This window comes from Limimaricola cinnabarinus LL-001, from assembly GCF_000466965.1.
GTDB classification, from domain to species: domain Bacteria; phylum Pseudomonadota; class Alphaproteobacteria; order Rhodobacterales; family Rhodobacteraceae; genus Limimaricola; species Limimaricola cinnabarinus.
This window is the reverse complement of sequence record NZ_BATB01000034.1, coordinates 12488-33557: the sequence shown is the minus strand read 5'-3', so window position 1 is coordinate 33557 and position 21070 is coordinate 12488. Positions and strand designations below refer to the sequence as shown.

Annotated in this window: 16 protein-coding genes and 4 pseudogenes; 10 read left to right on the top strand and 10 right to left on the bottom strand. The window is 66.1% G+C overall.

Annotation, left to right across the window (positions count from 1 at the left end):
- Positions 1 to 12: 12 nt before the first annotated feature.
- The 4 genes and pseudogenes from MBELCI_RS11815 to iolD all read right to left on the bottom strand — a co-directional run bounded on the left by MBELCI_RS11815 (position 13) and on the right by iolD (position 4549).
- Positions 13 to 846: a class II fructose-bisphosphate aldolase gene (locus MBELCI_RS11815; protein WP_021694444.1), complete on the bottom strand. Its 834-nt coding sequence runs from the start codon at positions 844 to 846 to the stop codon at positions 13 to 15.
- The gene (locus MBELCI_RS11810) at positions 843 to 1700 is read right to left on the bottom strand and encodes a 5-deoxy-glucuronate isomerase (protein WP_021694443.1); all 858 of its coding nucleotides are present in this window, start codon (positions 1698 to 1700) and stop codon (positions 843 to 845) included. Before MBELCI_RS11810 ends, MBELCI_RS11815 begins: the two co-directional genes overlap by 4 nt.
- Before the next feature lie 11 nt (positions 1701 to 1711).
- Positions 1712 to 2683: a 5-dehydro-2-deoxygluconokinase gene (iolC, locus tag MBELCI_RS11805; protein WP_045320077.1), complete on the bottom strand. Its 972-nt coding sequence runs from the start codon at positions 2681 to 2683 to the stop codon at positions 1712 to 1714.
- Positions 2683 to 4549: pseudogene (iolD, locus tag MBELCI_RS11800) on the bottom strand (3D-(3,5/4)-trihydroxycyclohexane-1,2-dione acylhydrolase (decyclizing)). The gene iolC and the pseudogene iolD overlap by 1 nt, the downstream one beginning before the upstream one ends.
- 122 nt (positions 4550 to 4671) lie before the next feature.
- Here iolD and MBELCI_RS11795 point away from each other — a divergent pair.
- The 3 genes and pseudogenes from MBELCI_RS11795 (at position 4672) to MBELCI_RS11785 (ending at position 7854) form a co-directional block, all read left to right on the top strand.
- Positions 4672 to 5775 (top strand): Gfo/Idh/MocA family protein, encoded by a 1104-nt coding sequence (locus MBELCI_RS11795; protein ID WP_021694440.1) that lies wholly within the window; start codon positions 4672 to 4674, stop codon positions 5773 to 5775.
- Between the two features lie 16 nt (positions 5776 to 5791).
- Positions 5792 to 6684, top strand: a pseudogene (locus MBELCI_RS11790) (sugar phosphate isomerase/epimerase family protein).
- A gap of 12 nt (positions 6685 to 6696) precedes the next feature.
- Positions 6697 to 7854 (top strand): Gfo/Idh/MocA family protein, encoded by a 1158-nt coding sequence (locus tag MBELCI_RS11785; protein ID WP_021694438.1) that lies wholly within the window; start codon positions 6697 to 6699, stop codon positions 7852 to 7854.
- A 32-nt stretch (positions 7855 to 7886) separates the two neighbouring features.
- On the opposite strand, the gene MBELCI_RS11780 is transcribed toward MBELCI_RS11785, so the two are convergent.
- On the bottom strand, positions 7887 to 8894 hold the full coding sequence (locus MBELCI_RS11780; protein WP_021694437.1) for a LacI family DNA-binding transcriptional regulator: 1008 nt from the start codon (positions 8892 to 8894) through the stop codon (positions 7887 to 7889).
- A 186-nt stretch (positions 8895 to 9080) separates the two neighbouring features.
- On the opposite strand from MBELCI_RS11780, the pseudogene MBELCI_RS11775 reads away from it, so the two are divergent.
- From MBELCI_RS11775 to MBELCI_RS11765, 3 genes and pseudogenes are all read left to right on the top strand, one after another.
- Positions 9081 to 10027, top strand: a pseudogene (locus MBELCI_RS11775) (sugar ABC transporter substrate-binding protein).
- 98 nt (positions 10028 to 10125) lie between these two features.
- Positions 10126 to 11221, top strand: a pseudogene (locus MBELCI_RS11770) (ABC transporter permease).
- A gap of 1 nt (position 11222) precedes the next feature.
- Positions 11223 to 12002 carry an ATP-binding cassette domain-containing protein gene (locus MBELCI_RS11765; RefSeq protein WP_021694434.1) on the top strand — a complete coding sequence of 260 codons (780 nt, stop codon included), beginning with the start codon at positions 11223 to 11225 and terminating at the stop codon, positions 12000 to 12002.
- An 87-nt stretch (positions 12003 to 12089) separates the two neighbouring features.
- Here MBELCI_RS11765 and MBELCI_RS11760 read toward each other — a convergent pair whose 3' ends face one another.
- The 3 genes from MBELCI_RS11760 to MBELCI_RS19365 all read right to left on the bottom strand — a co-directional run bounded on the left by MBELCI_RS11760 (position 12090) and on the right by MBELCI_RS19365 (position 16980).
- A complete protein-coding gene (locus MBELCI_RS11760; protein ID WP_021694433.1) occupies positions 12090 to 15239 on the bottom strand; it encodes an efflux RND transporter permease subunit in 3150 nt (1049 codons plus the stop codon).
- Positions 15236 to 16444: an efflux RND transporter periplasmic adaptor subunit gene (locus tag MBELCI_RS11755; RefSeq protein ID WP_021694432.1), complete on the bottom strand. Its 1209-nt coding sequence runs from the start codon at positions 16442 to 16444 to the stop codon at positions 15236 to 15238. The genes MBELCI_RS11760 and MBELCI_RS11755 overlap by 4 nt, the downstream gene beginning before the upstream one ends.
- A gap of 68 nt (positions 16445 to 16512) precedes the next feature.
- Positions 16513 to 16980 carry a GbsR/MarR family transcriptional regulator gene (locus MBELCI_RS19365; RefSeq protein WP_021694431.1) on the bottom strand — a complete coding sequence of 156 codons (468 nt, stop codon included), beginning with the start codon at positions 16978 to 16980 and terminating at the stop codon, positions 16513 to 16515.
- A 294-nt stretch (positions 16981 to 17274) separates the two neighbouring features.
- Between MBELCI_RS19365 and MBELCI_RS11745 the strand changes: the two genes are divergently transcribed.
- From MBELCI_RS11745 to MBELCI_RS11730, 4 genes are all read left to right on the top strand, one after another.
- On the top strand, positions 17275 to 17727 hold the full coding sequence (locus MBELCI_RS11745) for a glyoxalase superfamily protein (RefSeq protein WP_021694430.1): 453 nt from the start codon (positions 17275 to 17277) through the stop codon (positions 17725 to 17727).
- 141 nt (positions 17728 to 17868) lie between these two features.
- Positions 17869 to 18579: a TetR/AcrR family transcriptional regulator gene (locus MBELCI_RS11740; protein WP_081698570.1), complete on the top strand. Its 711-nt coding sequence runs from the start codon at positions 17869 to 17871 to the stop codon at positions 18577 to 18579.
- A 77-nt stretch (positions 18580 to 18656) separates the two neighbouring features.
- Positions 18657 to 18989 (top strand): DnaJ family domain-containing protein, encoded by a 333-nt coding sequence (locus tag MBELCI_RS11735; RefSeq protein WP_021694428.1) that lies wholly within the window; start codon positions 18657 to 18659, stop codon positions 18987 to 18989.
- Between the two features lie 75 nt (positions 18990 to 19064).
- Complete coding sequence (locus tag MBELCI_RS11730) at positions 19065 to 19529, top strand: GbsR/MarR family transcriptional regulator (protein WP_021694427.1); 465 nt, start codon at positions 19065 to 19067, stop codon at positions 19527 to 19529.
- 387 nt (positions 19530 to 19916) lie between these two features.
- On the opposite strand, the gene MBELCI_RS22995 is transcribed toward MBELCI_RS11730, so the two are convergent.
- Both MBELCI_RS22995 and MBELCI_RS21055 read right to left on the bottom strand, forming a co-directional pair.
- On the bottom strand, positions 19917 to 20279 hold the full coding sequence (locus tag MBELCI_RS22995) for a lysozyme family protein (protein WP_500778222.1): 363 nt from the start codon (positions 20277 to 20279) through the stop codon (positions 19917 to 19919).
- A gap of 456 nt (positions 20280 to 20735) precedes the next feature.
- Complete coding sequence (locus tag MBELCI_RS21055; protein WP_021694425.1) at positions 20736 to 20984, bottom strand: hypothetical protein; 249 nt, start codon at positions 20982 to 20984, stop codon at positions 20736 to 20738.
- Between the last annotated feature and the right edge of the window lie 86 nt (positions 20985 to 21070).

Genomic DNA, 21070 nt, shown 5'->3' with positions numbered 1-21070 from the left:
ACGGTCAGCATCTCATTCCCCCTTGAAGCCGCGCAGCACACCGCGCGTCGCCATGACCAGCGGGTCGTGGATCTCCGACAGGATCGCCACCCGGTCAAAGCGGTCGGGATCGCGCGCCACGGCCGCGCGCAGCGCCCGGCCGAACTCCATCCGCAGCTCGGTGCCGATATTGAACTTGGCGATCCGCGATCCGCGCGCCAGCGCCCGTCTTTGAGCATGCGGCACGCCCGAGCCGCCATGGATCACCAGCGGCGCTTCGGTCAATGCCTCGATGGCGCGGATCCGCGCCTCGTCGAGCCCGCCGCCCGAGCCGCCCGCCTGCAGATGCGTGTTGCCGACCGAGATCGCCATGGCATCGATGCCCGTCTCGCGCGCAAAGTGCGCGGCCTCCTCGGGGTCGGTCCCGGCCGAGCCCTCGCCGCCCGCATAGCCGACGAAGCCGATCTCGCCCTCGCAGGACACCCCCGCCGCATGCGCCATGGCGGCGATCTCGGCGGTGCGGGCGATGTTCTCCGCGAGCGGCAGCCGCGAGCCGTCGAACATCACCGAGGTGAAGCCCGAAGCGATCGCCTCGCGGCATTCGGCTTCGGTGTAGCCATGGTCGAGATGCGCCACCACCGGGACCGAGGCGCTCTCGGCCAGGTGCCGGAACATCGCGCCCAGCACGGGGAGCGGCGTGTGCTTGCGGCAGGACGGCCCGGCCTGCAGGATCACCGGCACGCCCTCGGCTTCGGCGGCGGCGACATAGGCGCGCATGTCCTCCCAGCCCAGCGTCACCAGACCGGCCACCGCGTAGCCGTCCCGCAGCGCGGGTTGCAGCACCTCGGAAAGCGTGGCGAGCGTCATTTGAACTTGGCCACCATGTCCATGATCCCCGGGATCGTGTGCAGCTGGGCGGCATGGGTCGGCTGGAAATACTGCTTGAGGCTGCGCTGGCTCAGCCCGCCGAGGATGGTGAAGTAATACATCTCGTAGCCCGGCAGCACCGCGCAGGGGTGGTAGCCCTTGTCGATCATGACGGTCGAGCCGTTGACGATGTGATAGGCGTCGCCCGGCTCGTTGTCCTCGCGCTGGAGCATCTGCAGCCCGGAGCCGTAATCGGGCCGGAAGCGGAAATTGTAGGTCTCGTCGTGGCGGGTCTCGATCAGCTCGCCATCGTCGCCGCGCCGGTCGGTGTCGTGCTTGTGGGAGGGGAAACCCGACCAGCCGCCCTGCCCCACGGTGTAAAGCTCGCTCACCAGCAGGCGGCCCACTCGGTCGTGCTGCTTGGCGCCGAGGATGTGCTTGATCTTGCGATGCGTCTTGGTGTCGTCGGAGCCGTATTGCACGATGTCGAGCTCGGGCTCGCGCACGTCGAAGGGCTCCAGCACCCGGTCGTATTTCGCGCCCGCTATGAAGACCTCGGCGGCCTCGCTGCGGCAGGTCAGGCGGGCCGTCGCGCCTGTGGGGACATAGACGCCCTCGGGCTCGCCGTCCCAGACATCGACGCCGCGTCGGCCGAGGCTCTCGAAGCCCATGCCATCGACATCGACATCGACCGTGCCGGTCGCGGGCACCACGCAGGTCTCGTAGCCCGGTACGGCATAATCGAAGCTCTCGCCGCGCTTCAGCTTGACGATGTTGAAGTAGTTGAGCGGGACCAGATCGTGCTCGGCGTCGACGATGGGCTGGTTGCGGTTGTCATGGGGGGCGATGTGCATGGGATGTCCTTTCAGCCCTGCGTCGGGCCGGGATGGGTGTCGAGAAAGGCCTTGAGTTCGGCCGGATCGGGCATGGCAGGGGCGCAGCCGGGTTTTGCCACGACGATGGAGGCGCAGGCCGAGCCGCGCAGCACCGCCTCGCGCAGGCGGCGTCCCTCGGCGAGACCCGCGATCAGCCCGGCCATGAAGCTGTCGCCCGCGCCGGTGGGCTTCAATGCGTCGACGGGATAGATGCCGGTGCGCAACTCCTCGCCATTCGCGAAGGTAACCGCGCCCTCCGGGCCCATCTTGTAGACCACCAGTTCGGAGGTCTGGGCCAACGCGCTTGCATGGGCAAAGCCGCGCTCGATGCCGCCCGCCATGAAGCCGAACTCCTCATCATTGCCGACGATGACATCGGCCATGTCCCCGGCGCGGCTCAGCACCTCCGAGGCGATTTGCGGCGAGGGCCAGCTATAGGGGCGATAGTCGACGTCGAAGATCACCGGCAGCCCGGCTGCGCGCGCCAGCTCGAAAGCGCGGAAGGCAGCCGCGCGCGACGGCTCGGCGGCGAACACCGTGCCGGTGGTAATCACCGCGTCGAAACGCGTGAGGTCCACCGCTTCGACATCCGCGACGCTCATGCAGAAATCGGCGGCGTTGTTGCGGTAGATGACGCTCTGGTGGTCCTCGACGCGCGCTTCGACGAGGGCGAGAGAGGTGCGCTCCTCACCCTTCACGCGGCGCACGTGGCGGCGCTCGATGCCATAGGCTTCGAGCTGGTCCTCGCAATACCAGCCCACCGCATCGTCGGACACGCAGGTCACCAGCGATGCGCTGCAGCCGAGCTTGACCAGACCGGCGGCGATGTTGGCCGAGCTGCCGCCCATCGACACCATCATCTCGCGGGCCTCGCAGGTGCGGGTGCCGGGCGGCATCGCCGTCAGATCCATGCCGACCCGGCCGATCACCAGAAAGCGGCGTCCTTTCAACCGATCCGACATCACACTCCCCGCCTTTGCCGGGCGCGGCCCTGTTCCTGATCCTCATGCGCGGCGCGCACCCGGTCATTCGTCGTCACCTCGGGCGTGCCGACCTCCCACCAGGCGTGGCCCCGGGTGGTCCAGCGTCATAGGGATCGACCTTCATGACGATGACCTGACTGCGGGTGCTCGCCTTGGCCCGCTCGAAGGCCGCGCCCAGCTCGGCCGAATTTTCGACCGTCACCGCCTCTGCGCCCTGCGATCTCGCATGGGCCTCGAAATCGACGGCGAAGGGTTCGGGGATGGTCGGACAATCGGCGAGCAGGTTATTGAAGCTCTCGTTGCCGGTGTTGTTCTGCAGCTTGTTGATGACCGCGAAGCCGCCATTGTCGAGCACCAGCACGATCAGCTTCTTGCGGCTGAGCGCCGCCGAGTAGAGATCGCTGTTCATCATCATGTAGGAGCCGTCACCGATGAAGACGATGGTGTCGGGCTCGGGCTCGCGCTGCTCTTGGGCGATCCGCGCGCCCCATGCGCCCGAGATCTCGTAGCCCATGCAGGAGAAGCCGAACTCGACATCGACCGTGCCGATGCCCAGCGTGCGCCAGTTCGCCGTGACCTCGGCCGGAAGCCCGCCCGCCGCGGCGACGATGCGGTCGCGCGGGTGGCACAATTCGTTCACCACGCCGATCGCCTGCGCGTAGGAGTTGGGGCCATTGCCGGGCTTCACGTTCCCGGCGACATATGCGTCCCAGTCGCGCCGCTCCTTTTGCGCCTTGTCCACCCATGCGGCGGGGGCGGCGTAGTCGAGCCCCTGCCCCAGCGCGTCCAGCGCCCGCTTCGCGTCGCCCACTACCGGCAGGGCCCGGTGCTTGCCCGCGTCATGCCGCGCCGCGTTGATCGCCACGATCCGCGCCTCGGCGTCGAAGGCGGTCCACGAGCCGGTTGTGAAATCCTGCAGCCGCGTGCCGACGGCGAGGATCAGGTCCGCCTCGGCTGCAATGGCATTGGCGCTGTCGGACCCGGTGACGCCGATCGGGCCGATGTTGAGCGGGTGCTCGGCCAGGAGGTTCGCGCGGCCCGCGATGGTCTCGACCACCGGGATGCGATGCGCCTCGGCAAAGGCGGCGAGGTCTTCGGCCGCGCGCGCATACTGCACACCGCCACCGGCGATGATCATCGGCCGCTTGGCGGCAAGCAGTGCCGCGCGCGCATCCGCGATCTCGGCCTCGTCGGGAGCGATGCGACGGATGCGATGAACCTTCTTCTCGAACATCGCGTCCGGGAAATCCCAGGCCCAGCCCTGCACGTCCTGCGGCAGCCCGATGAAGGCCGGACCGCAATCGGCCGGGTCGAGCAGCGTCGCAAGCGCGGCAGGCAGCGATTGGATCACCTGCGCCGGGTGTGTGATCCGGTCCCAATAGCGCACCACCGGCTTGAAGGCATCGTTCACGCCAAAGGTCGGGTCGCCATAATTCTCCATCTGCTGCAGCACCGGGTCGGCAGCCGGGTGAGAAAGCCGTCACCGCACAAAAGCAGCATCGGCAGCCGGTTGGCATGGGCGAGACCCGCGGCGGTGAGCAGGTTCATCGTGCCGGGCCCGGCGCTGGCGGTGCAGAACATGAAGCGTTGGCGCAGCCACTGCTTGGCATAGCCCGCGGCGGCAAATCCCATTCCCTGCTCGTTCTGGCCGCGATAGAGCGGCAGTGCCTCCTGCACACCGTGCAGTGCTTCGCCAAGGCAAGTGACGTTGCCATGACCGAAGATGCCGAAGCCGCCGCCGCAGACGCGCAGCTCCTCTCCGTCGATCTCGATATACTGGTTGGCAAGCCACCTTATGATGGCCTGTGCGGTGGTGAGGCGAACGGTACCCTGTGATGCGGTCATGGCGGGGCGGCCCTTCCAGGTTTTTCGTGGTCAGTCGCGAATGCCGCTTGCGGCGTTTCGACTCTCACGATACGTATTTTGCAACCGGTTGCAAATCGAAATCGACGAGGGGGGAGTTCGACATGCGGGAGATCGGCATCGGCATCATCGGTGGCGGCTATATGGGCAAGGCCCACGCCGTCGCCATGTCGGCCGTGGGCACGGTGTTCGACACCGCGCTCAGGCCACGGCTCGAGATGGTCGCCGCCAGCTCGCCCGAGAGCGCCGAGCGCTACTGCGCCGCTTACGGCTTTGCGCGCGGCACGGGTGACTGGCGCGCGCTGGTCGAGGACCCCCGCGTCGAGGCGGTGGTGATCGCCGCGCCGCAGGAGACGCATCGCGAGATCGCCGATGCCGCCTTCGCGCGCGGCAAGCCGGTGATGTGTGAAAAGCCACTCGGCGCCTCGGTCGAGGATGCCCGCGCCATGGTCGCGGCGGCCGAAGCCTCGGGCGTGGCCAACATGGTCGGCTTCAACTACATCCGGACACCCGCGAGCCAGTTCGCCCGCCAGCTCATCGCCGAGGGCGCGATCGGCGAGGTGACGTGGTTTCGCGGCGAGCATACCGAGGATTTCCTTGCCGATCCCGAGACTCCGTTCAACTGGCGCTGCGAGGGCGCGGCCAACGGGACGCTGGGCGATCTCGCCCCGCACATGGTCAACGCCGCCCTTGCGCTTCTCGGCCCGATCGCTTCGCTTTCGGTCAACATGGAGACGGTGCATCGCAACCGCCCCGGCGGCCGCGTCGACAATGACGATCAGGCCCAACTGATGTGTCGCTTCGCGCGCGGCACCATGGGGCAGATGCATTTCAGCCGGATCGCGACGGGCCGCAAGATGGGCTACGCCTATGAGATCACCGGCACAAAGGGTGCGATCCGCTTCGATCAGGAGGATCAGAACGCGATCCACCTCTACCGCGCCGAAGGCCCCGAGGCCGCGCGCGGTTTCACCCGCATCCTCACCGGTCCCGCGCATCCCGACTACCTCCCCTTTTGCCAAGGGCCGGGGCACGGCACCGGCTACCAGGATCAGATCATCATCGAGGCGCGCGATTTCCTGCGCGCGATCGAAACCGGCGAGACGGTCTGGCCCAGCTTCCGCGACGGGCTCGAGGTGGCGCGCGTGATCGAGACCGCCCGCGCCTCGGCCCATGAGGGCCGCTGGCTCGATGTCGAAACAGAATGAGAGCAGAGGACACGAGATGACGATCAGGATTGGCAACGCCCCCTGTTCATGGGGGGTCGAATTCGCGAACGACCCGCGCAACCCCGATTGGCGCAACGTGCTGCGCGACTGCGCGCAGGCGGGTTACAAGGGCATCGAGCTGGGCCCGGTGGGCTACGTGCCCGAGGACCCGGCCGAGTTGGGCGGGGCGCTCGACGAGCACGGGCTACAGCTCATCGGCGGCGTGGTGTTCCGCCCGTTCCACGACCCCGATGCGTGGGAAGACGTGCTCGATGCCGCGCATCGCACCTGCCGCGCCCTCAAGGCGCATGGGGCCGAGCACCTCGTGCTGATCGACTCGATCTCGCCGCGCCGCGCGCCGACCGCAGGGCGTGCGACCGAGGCCGAGCAGATGGACACCGCCGAATGGGCCGCTTTTCGCGAGCGCATCGCCACGATCGCCCGGATCGGCACCGAGGAATACGGGCTGACCACTGGCATCCACGCCCATGCCGCGGGCTTCATGGATTTCGAGCCCGAGTTGGAACGGCTTCTCGAAGAGGTGGATGACCGCATCCTAAAGATCTGTTTTGACACCGGACATCACTCATATGCAGGCTTTGATCCGGTGAACTTCATCCATCGCCATAAGAACCGCATTTCATATATACACTTCAAGGATATCGACCCCAAAGTTAAGGCGCACGTGATCGAAACCCGTACGGTTTCTACGACGCCTGCGGGCAGGGCATCTTTTGCAATCTGGGCGAAGGCGACGTCGATTTTCCTGCCGTGCGGCTGGCGCTGCTGGACGCAGGCTTCGAAGGCTGGTGCACGGTCGAGCAGGATTGCGACCCGACGCTCGACCCCGACCCGCTGAATGATGCCCGCAAGAACCGCGAATATCTCGAATCCATCGGCTTCAAATAGGGAGGTCCGGCCATGACGAAACTGGGATGGGGCATGATCGGCGGCGGCGAAGGCAGCCAGATCGGCCCGGCGCATCGCCTGGGCGCGGGCCTCGACGGGCTGTTCGAGTTCCGCGCGGGCGCGCTTGACCACCGTGCCGAAGCCGGGCGGGAATATGGTCGCCGTCTGGGCCTCGACGCGGACCGTGCCTATGGCGACTGGCGCGAAATGCTGGAGGGCGAGCGCGACCGGCCCGACCGGATCGACCTCGTCACCGTGGCCACACCCAATGCCACGCATTTCGAGATCACCCGCGACTTCCTTCGCGCGGGCTTCCACGTGCTGTGCGAAAAGCCGATGACCATGACCGTCGAGGAGGGTGAGGAGATTGTATCTATCGCCCGGGAAACAAGTCGAATTTGTGCCGTGAACTATGGCTATTCGGGCTACTCGCTGGTGCGGCACATGCGGGCCATGGTGGCGCGCGGCGACCTTGGAAATATCCGGCTCGTAAAGGCCGAGTTTGCGCATGGCCACCACGCCGACGCGGCCGATGCCGACAACCCGCGCGTGCGCTGGCGCTACGACCCGGCGCAGGCGGGCGTTTCGGCGCAATTCGCCGATTGCGGCATCCACGCGCTGCACATGGCAAGCTTCGTGATCGGGCAGGAGCTGGAGCGCCTCTCCGCCGACACGGTGAGTTGCATCGAAAGCCGCACGCTCGAAGACGACGCGATGGTCAATCTGCGCTTCGACGGCGGCGCGGTAGGGCGGCTCTGGACCTCCTCCGTGGCGATCGGTCGCCAGCACGGTCTGACGCTTCAGGTCTTTGGCGAAAAGGGCGGGCTGTCATGGGCGCAGGAGCAGCCGAACCAGCTCTACTGGATGCCGCTTGGCGGTCGCCGTCAAGTGATCGAGCGCGGTGAGGCCGGGCTCTCCCCCGAGGCCGATCGCAGCAGCAGGGTGACGATCGGCCATGCCGAGGGGATGCCTTTGGCCTTCGCCAACATCTATGCCGACCTCGCCGAGGCGATCGCCGCGCGAAAGACGGGTCGCGAGATGGACGCTGCCGCCGATCTCTATCCGCGCGCCGAGGACGGCCTGCGCTCCATGGCGGCCGTCTTCGCCGTGGCCGAAAGCAGCAGGAGCGACGGCATCTGGACCGAGGCCCGGCCACCGATGTTCCGCTAGATCCGTAGGGCCGGGGCCGCCAAGGCCCCGGCTCAACCCGCCTCGGGCAGCGGTCTGAGCGTGGCACGCTCGACGATCCGGCAGGGAAACACCCGTGCCTCCGGATAGCGGTCCGGCTCGTCGAGCATCGCCCCCATCAGTTCGATCGAGGAGGCGACGATCTGCCGTATCGGCTGGCGGATCGTAGTCAGGTCGGTTCCGGCCCAGCCCGCCATTTCCATGTCGTTGAGCCCGAGCACGCCGACATCGCCCGGCACCGACAGCCCGTGATCGCGCAGCGCCGACAGCGCGCCGATCGACAATACGTCGTCGCCGCAGAAATAGGCCTCCGCCGGCGGCGCCTGCAACAGGCGCTGCATCTCGCTCCGACCCGCCTCGAAGGTGTAGGCCTCGGCGAAGGACACGCTCGGCTCGGCACCATGCCGCTGCGCGATCTCGGCGCGGAACCCGGTCAGGCGATCTTGGGTCGAAGTGGCGCTCTCCGGGCCGCCGAGAAACGCCAGCTGATCATAGCCGCGCGCGATCAGCGTTCGCGCCGCTATCCGGCCGCATTCGACGTTGTCGATCCCGACCGTGTGCACCTGCGGGTCCGAGGCATAGCGCCCGAAGGCGTTGACCACCGGCACCCCCGCCTCGCGGAACGCGATTGCAAAGCCCGGCGGCAGGGTCGAGGAGGCGACGATCACGCCGTCGACCGAGTATTGCCGCAGCATCCGCACCGAGTTTTCGGGCTCGGTCTCGCCCGAGAGATTGACCAGCAGGGGCCGCAGCCCGCGCTCTTGCAGGCCACGGGTGAACAGATCGAAGATTTCAAGGAAGAACGGGTTGTGAAAGTTGCTCGATACCAGCCCGATCAGCTTGGTGCGTCCGGTGGTGAGCGAGGAGGCCAAGGCGTTCGGGCTGTAGCCTAGATCGCGCGCCGCCTTCTCGACCTTGCGCCGCATCTTGGGCGAGACCGAGGCCCCGTCGGTGAAGGTGCGCGACACCGCCGAGCGCGACACGCCCGCCCGTTCGGCGACCTCCTTGAGCGTGACCACCATGACCCCCCGCCTTCCTTCCCGCGACCGCATAGCTCTACCTCACCGAACGCCCGCGTCCAGCATGAGTTGCGTCACGGCCTATTGCAACCGGTTGCAAAACGTGTGGCCTTGTGCTGTAGTCGGAGTCGAAGGGCCGGTGGAGGACCGCTCTTCGACACAACCGACGACACCAGGGAGGGATGTCCGATGACACCGACATACAAGCTGCTGCTGGCCGCGACCGTCGCCGCCACGCCGTTGATCGCCGCCACCACAGCGCAGGCCGAGGGCGAGAAATACATCCTCGTCAGCCACGCCCCCGACAGCGACAGCTGGTGGAACACCATCAAGAACGCGATCGCGCTCGCCGCCGAGCAGATGGACGTGGAGGTCGAGTACCGCAACCCGCCGACCGGCGATCTCGCCGACATGGCGCGGATCATCGAACAGGCCGCCGCCAGCGGCCCGGACGGCATAATCACCACCCTGTCGGATTTCGACGTGCTCTCGGGTCCGGTCCGCTCGGCGGTCGACAGCGGCGTCGACGTGATCATCATGAATTCGGGCACGCCCGAGCAGGCGCGCGAGGTCGGCGCGCTGATGTATGTGGGCCAGCCGGAATACGACGCGGGCCTTGCGGCGGGCGAACGCGCCAAGGGGGACGGCGTCGAAAGCTTTCTCTGCGTGAACCACTACATCAGCTCGCCCGCCTCGACCGAGCGCTGCCAGGCTTTGCCGACGGGCTCGGCATCGAGCTGGGCGAGCAGATGATCGACAGCGGTCAGGATCCAGCCGAGATCAAGAACCGGGTGCAGGCCTACCTCTCGGCCAACCCCGAAACCGACGCGGTGCTCACCCTCGGGCCGACCTCGGCCGATCCGACGCTGCTCGCGCTCGATGAGACCGGCATGGCGGGCGACATCTATTTCGGCACCTTCGATCTGGGTGCCGAAATCGTGCAGGGCATCAAGGATGGCGTGATCGAGTGGGGCATCGACCAGCAGCCCTTCCTGCAGGCCTACTTGCCCGTCGTGGTGATGACCAATTACCACCGCTACGGCGTGCTGCCCGGCAACAACATCAACTCCGGCCCCGGCTTCGTCACAGCCGAGGCGCTGGAGATGGTCGAGAAGTTCGCCGGCGAATACCGCTGAGCGTGCGACGGGGGCGGCCCCTCCCCTCGCGCCGCCCCCAACCTGATTTCAACCGATCCCTGGAGTGAGCCGGCATGGCAGATACACCGCAAATCGTGATGGACGAACGGGTCAAGCAGATCTCGCCGATGCGCCGCGCGATGATCCGCCCCGAGCTGGGCGGCATCGTGGGCACCGTGGCGGTGTTCGTCTTCTTTGGACTGTTCGCCTTCGACAGCGGCATGTTCAACAGCCAGGGCATCATGAACTGGTCCGTCGTCTCGGCGCAGTTCATGATCATCGCCGTCGGCGCCTGCCTCCTGATGATCGCGGGCGAATTCGACCTTTCGGTCGGCTCGATGATCGGTTTTGCCGGCATGATGATCGCCATCTTCGGCGTGACGCTGGGCTGGCCGATGTGGATCGCGATCCTCGTGACCTTCGCGCTGTGCGTGTCGATCGGTGCGCTCAACGGCTTCATCGTCGTGCGCACGGGCCTGCCCAGCTTCATCGTGACGCTGGCCTTTTTTGTTCATCTTGCGCGGCTTCACGATCTTTCTGCCGCAGACCATCGAGCGCAAGACCATCATCGGGGGCATCCGCGAGGCGGCCGAAGGCGACTGGCTCGCCAATCTCTTTGGCGGCACCATCGGGCAGGGATTCTTCACATGGATGGGCGAGTCCGGGATCATCGCCACGTTCGAGCGCGGCACGCGTGAAGGCGAGCCGGTGGTCAACGGCATCCCGATGCTGATCGTCTGGGCGCTTGGTCTCGTCGTGGTGGGCCACGTGCTGCTGACCCGGACGCGCTTCGGCAACTGGATCTTCGCCGCCGGTGGCGACGCCGAGGCCGCGCGCAATTCGGGCGTGCCGGTGAACCGGGTCAAGATCTCCATGTTCATGTTCACCGCCTTCTGCGCCACCGTCTTTGCCGCCTGTCAGGTGATGGAGTTCGGCTCCGCTGGTGCCGATCGCGGCCTCCTGAAGGAATTCGAGGCGATCATCGCCGTAGTTATCGGCGGCGCTCTGCTGACGGGGGGCTACGGCTCGGTCATCGGGGCAGCCTTGGGCGCGCTGATCTTCGGCGTGGTCCAGCAGGGGCTGTTCTTCGCGGGCGTCGAAAGCTCGCTCTTCCGGGTATTCCTCGGGGTGATCCTGCTCTTCGCCGTGATCCTCAACACCTATATCCGCCGCATCATCACCGGAGAACGCTGACATGACCCAGCCCCTGATCCAGATGAAGAACATCGAGAAGCATTTCGGCTCGGTCATCGCGCTTGCGGGCGTCTCGGTCGACATCCACGCCGGCGAATGTCACTGCCTTCTGGGCGACAACGGCGCGGGCAAATCGACCTTCATCAAGACGCTTTCGGGCGTGCACAAGCCGACCCGCGGCAAGATCCTGTTCGAAGGGCGCGACATGCACTTCGCCGATCCGCGCGACGCCATCGCCGCCGGGATCGCCACCGTGCACCAGCATCTCGCGATGATCCCGCTGATGTCGGTGAGCCGCAACTTCTTCATGGGCAACGAGCCGGTGCGCAAGATCGGCCCCTTTTCCTTCTTCGACCACGACCTCGCCAACCGCACGACCATGACCGAGATGGAAAAGATGGGCATCGTGCTGCGCGGCCCGGACCAGGCGGTCGGCACGCTCTCGGGCGGCGAACGCCAGACCGTGGCGATCGCCCGCGCGGTGCATTTCGGCGCCCGCGTGCTGATCCTCGACGAGCCGACCTCGGCCTTGGGCGTACGCCAGACCGCCAACGTCCTCGCCACCATCGACAAGGTGCGCAAGCAGGGCGTGGCGGTGGTCTTCATCACCCACAACGTGCGCCACGCCATGGCGGTGGGCGACCGCTTCACCGTGCTGAACCGGGGCCGCACCTATGGCACCGCCAAGCGCGGCGAGATCACGCCCGAGGAGCTTCAGGACTTGATGGCGGGTGGACAGGAACTTGCAACACTCGAGAGCAGTCTCGGCAGCACGGTCTGACCCGAGGGCCAAGGCCGCCCCGTCCGACGCACGGAACAGGACGGCCCCGCGATCTTTCGAATGCGGGGCGCGTTCGGCCCTCTTCTACTACTGCGCCGGGATCGCGGCGGGTGTGGTGTCGCCGCCCTGCCCTGCCGGCAGGTGCCGCCGTCCCTTCTTCTCGCCGAGCATCAGCATCGCGGGCGTCACCACCAGCGTCAGCACCGTGGCCACGATCAGGCCGCCGGCGATGGCCGAGGACAGCTCGGTCCACCACTGGGTCGAGGGCGCGCCATAGACGATCTCGCGGGTGAAGAAGTTGATGTTGAGCCCGATCACCATCGGCATCAGACCCAGCGCCGTCGTCACCGAGGTGAGCACCACCGGCCGCAGACGCTGCGCCCCGGTGCGGATCGCCGCCTCGTAGGGCGACATGCCCGCCTTCTTGAGATCGTTGTAGGTGTCGATCAGCACGATGTTGTTGTTCACCACGATGCCCGCCAACGCGATCACCCCGATGCCGCCCATCACGACGCCGAAGGGGCGGCCCGTGACGATCAGGCCGAACAGCACCCCCGCGACCGAGAACACGATCGCCGACATCACCACGAAGCTTTGGTAGAAGCTGTTGAACTGCGTCACCAGGATCGCGAACATCAGGATGATCGCCGCAGCAAAAGCCCCGACGAGGAAGATCATCGCATCCGCCTGATCCTGCGCCTCGCCACCGAACGACCAGTCCACCGTTTCCGGCAGATCCGCGCCCTCGATCGCACCGCGCAGCTCGGTGATCTGATCGTTCACCAGCACGCCCGGTGCCACGTTGGCCTCGATCGACACGACGCGGCGCTGGTCGATGCGCTTGATCGTGCCGGTGCGCGGGCTCGGCTCGAAGGTCACGAAGTTCGAGATCGGCACCAGACCGGCATTGGTCGGCACGCGTAGCGATTGCAGTTCCTCGAGCGTCCTCTCATCCGAGGGAAAGCGCACGCGGATGTCGACCGAGCCGTCGGCGTCCGACGGGCGGTAGTCGGCCACGGTGATGCCTTGCGTCAGAAGCTGCACCGCCTGACCCAAGAGCGACACGTCGGCCCCGAAACGTGCGGCCTCCGAGCGGTTGACCCGGATGCTCCACTCGACGCCCGGAAGCGGGCGCGTGTCGGTGACGTCGGTGAAGCCGCCGATGCGGTCCATCGCACCGCGGATCGTCTCGACCGCCGCGGCCTGGGCCTCGGGGTCGGAGCTTCGAACCTTGATGTTGACGGGCTTGCCTGCTGAAGGCCCGCTCGACGCGGTCTGCACCTGCACGTCGATGCCGGCGATATCGGCCATCTCGCCGCGGATCTCCTCGCCGATCTCGGCCGCGGTGCGGCGTGTGTCCCATTCGGTGAGTTCGAGCTGGATGGTGCCGATGATCTCTTCGTCGCCCTGCCCCGACCCGGCGGTGGAGCGGGCATAGACGCTGGCGATCTCGGGCTCGTCCACCAGACGCTCCTCGACCCGGCGCACCAGCTGATCACGTTCGAAGATCGAGAAGTTGTCGCGGGCGCGGACCTGCACCTGCATGAAGTCCGGCTCGACCGAGGGAAAGAAGCTGACGCCATTGCCGAACTGGCCGTAAGCGCCGAAGCCCGCGAGCAGAAAGGCAAAGGCGAACATCAGCGTGGCCCATGGCCGCAGGATCGCCTTCTCCAAGAGGCGCACATAGGCGCCGGTAAAGCCCTTGATCGCGCGCGGGTCGCCCGCTTCGGCGGCATGCAGTTTGGCCTTGTCTCCGGCCGATTGCGGCGGCCGCTTGCCGATGATCCCGCCCACCACGGGGATGAAGATCAGCGCCATGAAAAGCGAGGCCGAAAGCGTCAGGATCACCGTGATCGGCAGGAACTTCATGAACTCGCCCACCGTGCCGGACCAGAACAGCAGCGGGAAGAACACCGACAATGTCGTCGCGGTCGAGGCGATGATCGGCCAGGCCATGCGCTTGGCGGCATAGGCGTAGGCCTCTTTCGGCGCGGCCCCCTCCTGCAACTGGCGGTCGGCCAGCTCGGTGGTGACGATCGCGCCGTCGACCAGCATGCCGACCACGAGGATGAGCGAGAACAGCACCACGAGGTTCATCGTGAAGCCCATCGCCAGAAGCAGCGTCACGCCGGCGAGGAAGGCGCCCGGGATCGAGAGCCCGACCAGCAGCGCCGAGCGGATGCCGAGCGCCCAGACGATGACGATCATCACCAGGATTACGGCGGCGATGACGTTGGCTTCGAGATCCGAGAGCATGGTCTTCACCTGCTTGCTCTCGTCTTGCATGTAGTTGATGTCGACGCTGTCGGGCCAACCGGCCTGCGCCTCGGCCACGACCTCCTTCACTTCGGCCACCGTCTCGATGACGTTCGAGCCGATCCGCTTCTTGACCTCGAGCGCCAGCGCCGGCTGGCCGTCGATCCGGGCAAAGCCGGACGGGTCGGCAAAGGTGCGGCGGATGGTGGCGACATCGCCGAAGGTTACGACCGTATCGCCGCGCACCTTGACGGGAAGCGCCATGACGTCTTCGATGTCCGAGATCAGCCCCGGCACCTTGAGCACGATGCGACCCGCGCCGTTCTCGATGGCGCCGGCGGCGATCAGGCGGTTGTTGCGGCTGATCTGGCCGATCAGCTCCTCGAAGGACAGGTTGTAGGTCTCGAAGATCGTGGGGTCGATCAGCACCTCCAGAAGCTCGTTGCGCGAGCCCGCGACATCGACCTCCAGCACGCCGCCCAAGCCCTCGATCCGGTCCTGAAGATCCTCGGCCAGCTGGTTCAGCGTGCGCTCTGGCACCGGGCCCGAGAGGATCGCGGTGAGGATCGGGAACAGCGCGGTGTTGGTCTCGGTCACTGTGATGTCGCTGGCGTCATCGGGCAGCTCGCCAGAGGCGCGGTCAGCGGCCTCGCGCACGCTATCGAGCGCCTCGTCGGCGTCGAAGCCCGGCTCGAACTCCAGCATGATCGAAGCGTGGCCCTCGCTGGCCGAGGCCTCCATCTTCTTGAGGCCGGTGAGCGCGCCGAACTCGGTCTCCATCGGCTCGATCAGCAGCCGCTCGGCATCCTGCGGCGAGATGCCTTCGAGCGTGGTGAAGACATAGACCACCGGGATCGGGATCTCGGGCGAGCTTTCCTTGGGGATCGAGACATAGGACAGCGCGCCGACGCTCAGGATCGCGATCAGCGCGAGGATGACGGTGCGGGTCCGGCTGAAGGCCGCATCGATCAGGCCGTTCATTGGACCACCTCCTCATCCGCGCCGCCAGAGGCACCGAGGACGACCGGCTCAGGGCCGGTCGGCGTTTCCTGCTGCGCTTCGTCGGCGCGGGCATCGACCAGCTCGCCATCATTCACGAAGCCCTGACCGACGCTGATGATCCGCGCCGTCTCGGGCAGGCCGCCGATCCAGATGCCGTCGGTCTGCGCCCGGATGATCTCGACCTCCTGAAACGCGACCCGCTCTTCGGCGTCGACCGTCTTGATGCCGAGCGTGCCGTCGGTGCCGAGTGACAGGATCGCGGGCGACACGAAATGCGCCACCTGCTCGCCGGTGGCGATGCGGACCTGCGCACTGATCCCCGCCGGGATCGCGCCATCGGCATTGGGCACCTCGATCTCGGCGGTGAAGGTGCGGGTCTGCGCGTCGGCGCTGCGCCCGACAAAGCGGACCTCGCCCTCCGCCGTCTCGCCGGTGATGAAGGCGACCTGCGCCGCCTGACCCGCCTCGATGTCGGCGAGCTGCTGCTGCGGGATCTGGATCGCGATCTTGAGGGGCGTGTTGTCGACGATGCGCGCCACCTGCGCGCCGGAATTGACGAACTCACCCTCCTCGACCTCGAGCGTCTCGATCCGCCCATCGAAGGGCGCGCGCACGATGGTGTCGCCAAGCGCCACCTCGGCCGCCGTCACGGCGGCTTCGGCGGCGGCCAGCGTCGAACGGGCCTGTGCCACGCGATCGACGGTCGAGGTGCCGCGCTCCAGAAGCGTCTGCGCATTGTCGAATTCCCTCTGGGCACGGTTACGCTCTTCCTGCGCCTGCGTCAGTTCGGCGTCGCCCTGGGCCGTTTCGAACCGCGCGATCACGTCGCCTGCCTCGACCTCGGCGCCGCGCCGGACCGGCACCTCGGCGATCTGCCCGCCGGTCTCGGCAAGGATCTGCGTGTCGCGCTCGGCCAGCGCCTGCCCCTCGGCGGCAAAGACCTGCGCCACGGTCTGGGCGACCGAGTTCTGCACCGCGACGGCCACGCGGCGCGGCGCCTGCTCGACCGACGCCTCGGTCACTTCGGGCTCCGACGGCAGCACGAAACCACTGCCCATCCAGCCCAACAGCGCCAGCACCAGCCCGCCGGCCACGAATTTCGACTTCGAGGACCCTTTGTCGCTCTCGAAGCTCAGGGGCGTGCGGCCCGTATCGGGGCCCGTCGTCTCTGCATGGGTGGTCATGATCGATCTCCTGATGCCGGGCGACCAAACGCCCGGTCGGAATGGAAATAGCGGCCCGTCGCCGCGTGTCATTGGCGGGATGTCTCATCCTGCGCCGAAGCGATCGCCGCCTCGATGCGGCGGTGAAATCGCGCAAAGCTCTCGAGCCGCTCACGCGTGTCGCCCGCCTCGTCCGGCAGGGCCGATATGATCTCGTCGAACTCCCGGCACACGGCGGCGCGGCGCGCACGGATCCAGTTCTGCAAGGCCGGAAGCACGGAAGGCGTCAGTTCGAATTCGTCTTGCCGTTGGCCTTTCCGGCCAAGGCGGCGGCTCATGCCATGGGTCTCGAGATACTTCGCACCTTCTACCACGCTGCTGCGACCGATCCGCAGCGCCTCGGCGATCTCGGCGGCGGTCATGGCACGCCCCTCAAAGGCGAGCAGCCCGAACAGCCGCCCGGCATTGCGCGAGCCGCCCTCGGCCTGGGCCAGCACCCCAAGGCGCTCGACGAAATCGGCGCGTAGATCCGTCAGTTCGGCAGCATGGCTGGTCATGTTCCGTCTCTCCGTCGGTCTCGGCATGGTGTGCATGTAGTCCCAACCCCGAATATTGTCCAGACATTTCAGAAAATACTGACACTATGACAGGGCGTCATTTCGGTTCGGAAGGTTTTGACGGTCGTCGCGCCATAGCTTAGATCTGGCACAGAGATCATGGCCCCCGCCGCTCGCTGGCTCTGCCGAGGTGAAGCCATGAAGAGAGGTCGCCGTTTTTCCTGACCGCATGTGATCCGCCGGCAATGCGAGCCCCGGCATTTAGAGACACATGATACTGGAAAGGATTTCATCATGTCGATCAACCCGCTCTCCCTGCGCAGCGCGAAGGCCCAGGCTCGGGAGCTGCGCGCGGCCATTGCCGCCAAGGGCCGGGAGATATCTCATGGGCAGGCGCTCGAAGCCGTCGCCCGCCATCATGGTCACCGTGACTGGAACACCCTGCGCGCCGGTCTTCCCGATGCACCGGAGCCCGAAGCCTTCCGCGCCGGGCAACGGGTCCACGGCGCCTATCTGGGGCACGCCTTCGAAGGCGTGATCCTTGGCGCCGAGATGCTCGAAGCAGGCGGGCGCTGCCGGGTCACGCTGCGCTTCGATGCTGCCGTGGATGTCATCGCCTTCGCCGGCATGAGCAATTGGCGCAGGCAGGTCTCGGCTATCATCGGCCCGGACGAGACAAGCGCGGACCGCACCTCCGATGGCACGCCGCATTTGCGGATCTTTCCAGACAACCCCGCCGCGTCCTGATCACCGCACTTGCAGTGCTCGATCCCGATCAAGACAGCGGCTTGGGCTGCCTGCGACGGAACGTCACCCAAAGCCTGTATGTTCAGAAGGTACTGAATATTATATTACCGTGAATAGTGGTTCAGTCCGGGGATTCTTGAGATGACAAACAGTATTGCGGAGTCCCGCTCCCGGATGGCGCTACCAGCGCTCGATGCGCGCGCTGCCGTCATGCAAGCGGCGCTGAAGGTCTTCGAGCGGCGTGGCTTCGCGGCGGCATCCGTTCAGGACGTGCTTCAGGAGGCCGGGATCTCCGTCGGGGCGTTCCGGCAGCATTTCATTTGGAAGGAAGACATCCTCGATGCGATTGCCAGAGACGCCGCGCGCAGAACCGGAACGCTCGCCATGCTCACGCCGGATGGTGTGATGGCTCGGCTCAATGTACTTCTGGAGCGCTCGGGGCTCGGATCCACACATATCGTGCCGGAGCTGCGACCGGTCGCGCGCGCCATGCTGCGCCATGGCAACGACCAGCTGTTTCACCAGATCGCGGCTACGACAGCCGAGGCCATCGCCCCTGCGATGATCATGCTGATCCGCGACGGCGTGCAGGAAGGCGTGTTCGAGACCCCCTCGCCCGAACTCGCCACGGAGCTTCTCCTCTCGCTGGCCCAGACCCGGCGCACCGTTTTTCGACAGGCCCTCGAAGCGACCGAAGCGGGCGATCCCGACCTGGGAGTCGAGCTTCTGTCCGAGCGACTGCGATCCGAAGCCATGATCATCGAGCGGCTGCTGGCGATCGCGCCGGGGCGGATCGAACTCCCGACCGCCCACGCCCTGCGACGCACCCTATGGGATCTCGCGACCGGCTAACCTTGCCGCATGCTCGAAGGCCAACTCGCATCCGGCAGGCGACAGCATCATCATGGCACCATCAGAGGAGATGTCGCATGTCCCGGTTGTCACGCCTGACCGAGCGCCGCATTCTCAAGACCCTTGCCGAAGGCGGTTTGCAAGGGCTCGAAGGCGAAGGCAGGCCCCTGCCCGACCGCAGCGGTGAGGCCTGTGTCGATGCCGGAGAAGCGGCGGGCTTTCGGATCATGGCGGAAGCGGGCGTGCTGCCCGAAAAAATCGTTCTTAAAAAGCAGGTCGCGGCGCAAAGGGCCGTCCTGCTGGATCTGACCGATGCGAAGGAACGCAAGGCGGCGATGGCACAGCTGTCGGATCTCGAGATGCGGCAGGCAATCGCCGAGGAGGCGCGACGCCGCTTTCTGCACCGTTAACGTGTCACAAATCGTAGTGAACAAACTGGACGATCAATCCCTTGGCGCATAGGTTACATGCAAAGGAGCGCCTACATGACCGACACGACAACCGGCAGCTTGGACGAAGTTCGCAGCGACTTCATCGAGAAGGTCGGGCTGATCGCCCAGAACGAAGGCCTGCCGCGCATCGCCGGGCGCATCTTCGCGCTTCTGGTGTTCGATGGTGACGTCATCTCCTTCGGCGAGATCACGGAGACGCTTCAGGTGAGCCGCGGCAGCGTCAGCTCGGCCACGCGGCTGCTCGAGGATCGCGGCCTGATCAAACGGGTTGGCAAGCCGGGCCAGCGGCAGGATTTCTTCCGCCTCGCTGACAACCCCTACCAGAACATGCTCGGCGCCGTAGTGACCGGTCTCGAACGGGCCAGGGATGAGATCGGTGAGACGTTGCAGCGCGTGCCACGAGACCGGCCCGAGATCCGCCAAAGGGTGCAGAACTACGCCCGGTTTTACGAAGAGATGGGCCGCGCGGTCAGCCAGTCGATCGAGAACCTGAAATAGCTTCTTTTCAGAAGCTGCTCCCCGGCCGCCCGAAGAACCGGGACCGATTGGCTTGTAACTGGTTCTACCCGAACTGGCCTAGGGGGGCACTTGACCATTCGACACGACGTCGCGAGGCGGCCCGCTCCGCCAAATACGGGTCGCGTTTACCCATGCCCCGAAAGGTCAGCGGAGGGTGAACGTTCACTTTACACGAAACTGCACAATCGCGTTCCGGGCGCCATAGGGTCGCGCCATTGCGACTGCAAGCCTCGGAACCGGGGGCTCTTCATGAACAAGAGCATGGCCGACATCTTCCTCTTCGGGGATATCGATGCGCATGGCTTTCGGACGCGGTTCATGGATCATCGGGCCAACGACTGCGCGCCTTTGCCGATCAAGGGGGTCTCAACGGTATATCGCGTCCATTCCACGCTCGAAACTGACCCAGCTGATCGTCGCCCGGTTGCCGGCGACACCGTGATAATGCGAACGTCCGGAACTGCTTGGCAACCCGGCCCAGATCCGCGCGAGATTGTTCATGAAGTCGCGACGGCCCAAGCGTCCGCTCTCGAAGCGGGCGATACCTGCATCCGCAAGCAACAGGTCGGCAAGATGATCCTGCACGGCGGGAGAGAAACGGGTGTCCCGTGACAGACCCGACCGGCGCACGAGGTTGCGCAGGGTCGGGGGAATGAACTGATATCGGCCGATGGCATGGGGCTGGCCCGGGGTCCGGGCAACCCAATCGAAAATCTGTCCAATCGTCATCCGTGTCGGGGCCTCCGAGGGGCGGCGACGGGCACCGTGCTGTATCGCATCATATCCGGCACGCCCCACCTCGGCCGAAGCGATGAGCGATCGCAGCCGTGCCCGCGCATCGCCGCCTTCGATGCGAAGAATCGCCTCCCGCGGCACATGCGCACTTCTCCCCGGGACGGCGCCCAGCGTCGCAGGGTCACCGGCACTTGATCGCCAAGCAGCAGATCGTTCCCGCTCCGGACCGAATGTGCCCCCCCATAGGCCGCGAAAAGGCCCGCGCGTAATCCTGTATCGGCCAGAGCACCCGCTCCGGGCAGTGTCATGCAAAGCAGAAGCGCGAATGAGTGGGGCAGTCGACGATACATTGCAGTCCTCCAGATACGTGGGGATGGCGACGCCGGTCAGGCGCAGATCGGCAGCTATGCGGCATCGGCATGTCAACCACATGCGGCCTTGCCGAAGTGCTTACACCGACGGGTGTTGATCGACCCCTAACGCATCGCGTTTTCCACGAAGTCCCTCTTGGACGAGGCTGCATCTCCGATCCGGATCCTCTTTGAACCGGACGGTGGTGCGGCGGGCAAGTTGCCACGAATGCTTGGCACGATCCGCGATCGCCATGGCGATGACGATGACGATGACGATGACGATGACGATGACGATGACGATGACGATGACCGTGCTACCGGCAAGGAACACCTGCGCAAGCATCATCCCGAGCTCACATGGCTATGTCCGACTGTCCGACAGGACCGGCGCCCATTCCCCTCGGTAGTGTTTTCGTAAGCACCCTCGCCCTA

What these genes read in the sequence shown, in the direction of transcription:
- MBELCI_RS11815 (WP_021694444.1), bottom strand. Translation starts at nt 846, where the DNA reads ATGACGCTCGCCACGCTTTCCGAGGTGCTGCAACCCGCGCTGCGGGAC.
- MBELCI_RS11810 (WP_021694443.1), bottom strand. Translation starts at nt 1,700, where the DNA reads ATGCACATCGCCCCCCATGACAACCGCAACCAGCCCATCGTCGACGCC.
- iolC (WP_045320077.1), bottom strand. Translation starts at nt 2,683, where the DNA reads ATGTCGGATCGGTTGAAAGGACGCCGCTTTCTGGTGATCGGCCGGGTC.
- MBELCI_RS11795 (WP_021694440.1), top strand. Translation starts at nt 4,672, where the DNA reads ATGCGGGAGATCGGCATCGGCATCATCGGTGGCGGCTATATGGGCAAG.
- MBELCI_RS11785 (WP_021694438.1), top strand. Translation starts at nt 6,697, where the DNA reads ATGACGAAACTGGGATGGGGCATGATCGGCGGCGGCGAAGGCAGCCAG.
- MBELCI_RS11780 (WP_021694437.1), bottom strand. Translation starts at nt 8,894, where the DNA reads ATGGTGGTCACGCTCAAGGAGGTCGCCGAACGGGCGGGCGTGTCGCGC.
- MBELCI_RS11765 (WP_021694434.1), top strand. Translation starts at nt 11,223, where the DNA reads ATGACCCAGCCCCTGATCCAGATGAAGAACATCGAGAAGCATTTCGGC.
- MBELCI_RS11760 (WP_021694433.1), bottom strand. Translation starts at nt 15,239, where the DNA reads ATGAACGGCCTGATCGATGCGGCCTTCAGCCGGACCCGCACCGTCATC.
- MBELCI_RS11755 (WP_021694432.1), bottom strand. Translation starts at nt 16,444, where the DNA reads ATGACCACCCATGCAGAGACGACGGGCCCCGATACGGGCCGCACGCCC.
- MBELCI_RS19365 (WP_021694431.1), bottom strand. Translation starts at nt 16,980, where the DNA reads ATGACCAGCCATGCTGCCGAACTGACGGATCTACGCGCCGATTTCGTC.
- MBELCI_RS11745 (WP_021694430.1), top strand. Translation starts at nt 17,275, where the DNA reads ATGTCGATCAACCCGCTCTCCCTGCGCAGCGCGAAGGCCCAGGCTCGG.
- MBELCI_RS11740 (WP_081698570.1), top strand. Translation starts at nt 17,869, where the DNA reads ATGACAAACAGTATTGCGGAGTCCCGCTCCCGGATGGCGCTACCAGCG.
- MBELCI_RS11735 (WP_021694428.1), top strand. Translation starts at nt 18,657, where the DNA reads ATGTCCCGGTTGTCACGCCTGACCGAGCGCCGCATTCTCAAGACCCTT.
- MBELCI_RS11730 (WP_021694427.1), top strand. Translation starts at nt 19,065, where the DNA reads ATGACCGACACGACAACCGGCAGCTTGGACGAAGTTCGCAGCGACTTC.
- MBELCI_RS22995 (WP_500778222.1), bottom strand. Translation starts at nt 20,279, where the DNA reads ATGACGATTGGACAGATTTTCGATTGGGTTGCCCGGACCCCGGGCCAG.
- MBELCI_RS21055 (WP_021694425.1), bottom strand. Translation starts at nt 20,984, where the DNA reads ATGATGCTTGCGCAGGTGTTCCTTGCCGGTAGCACGGTCATCGTCATC.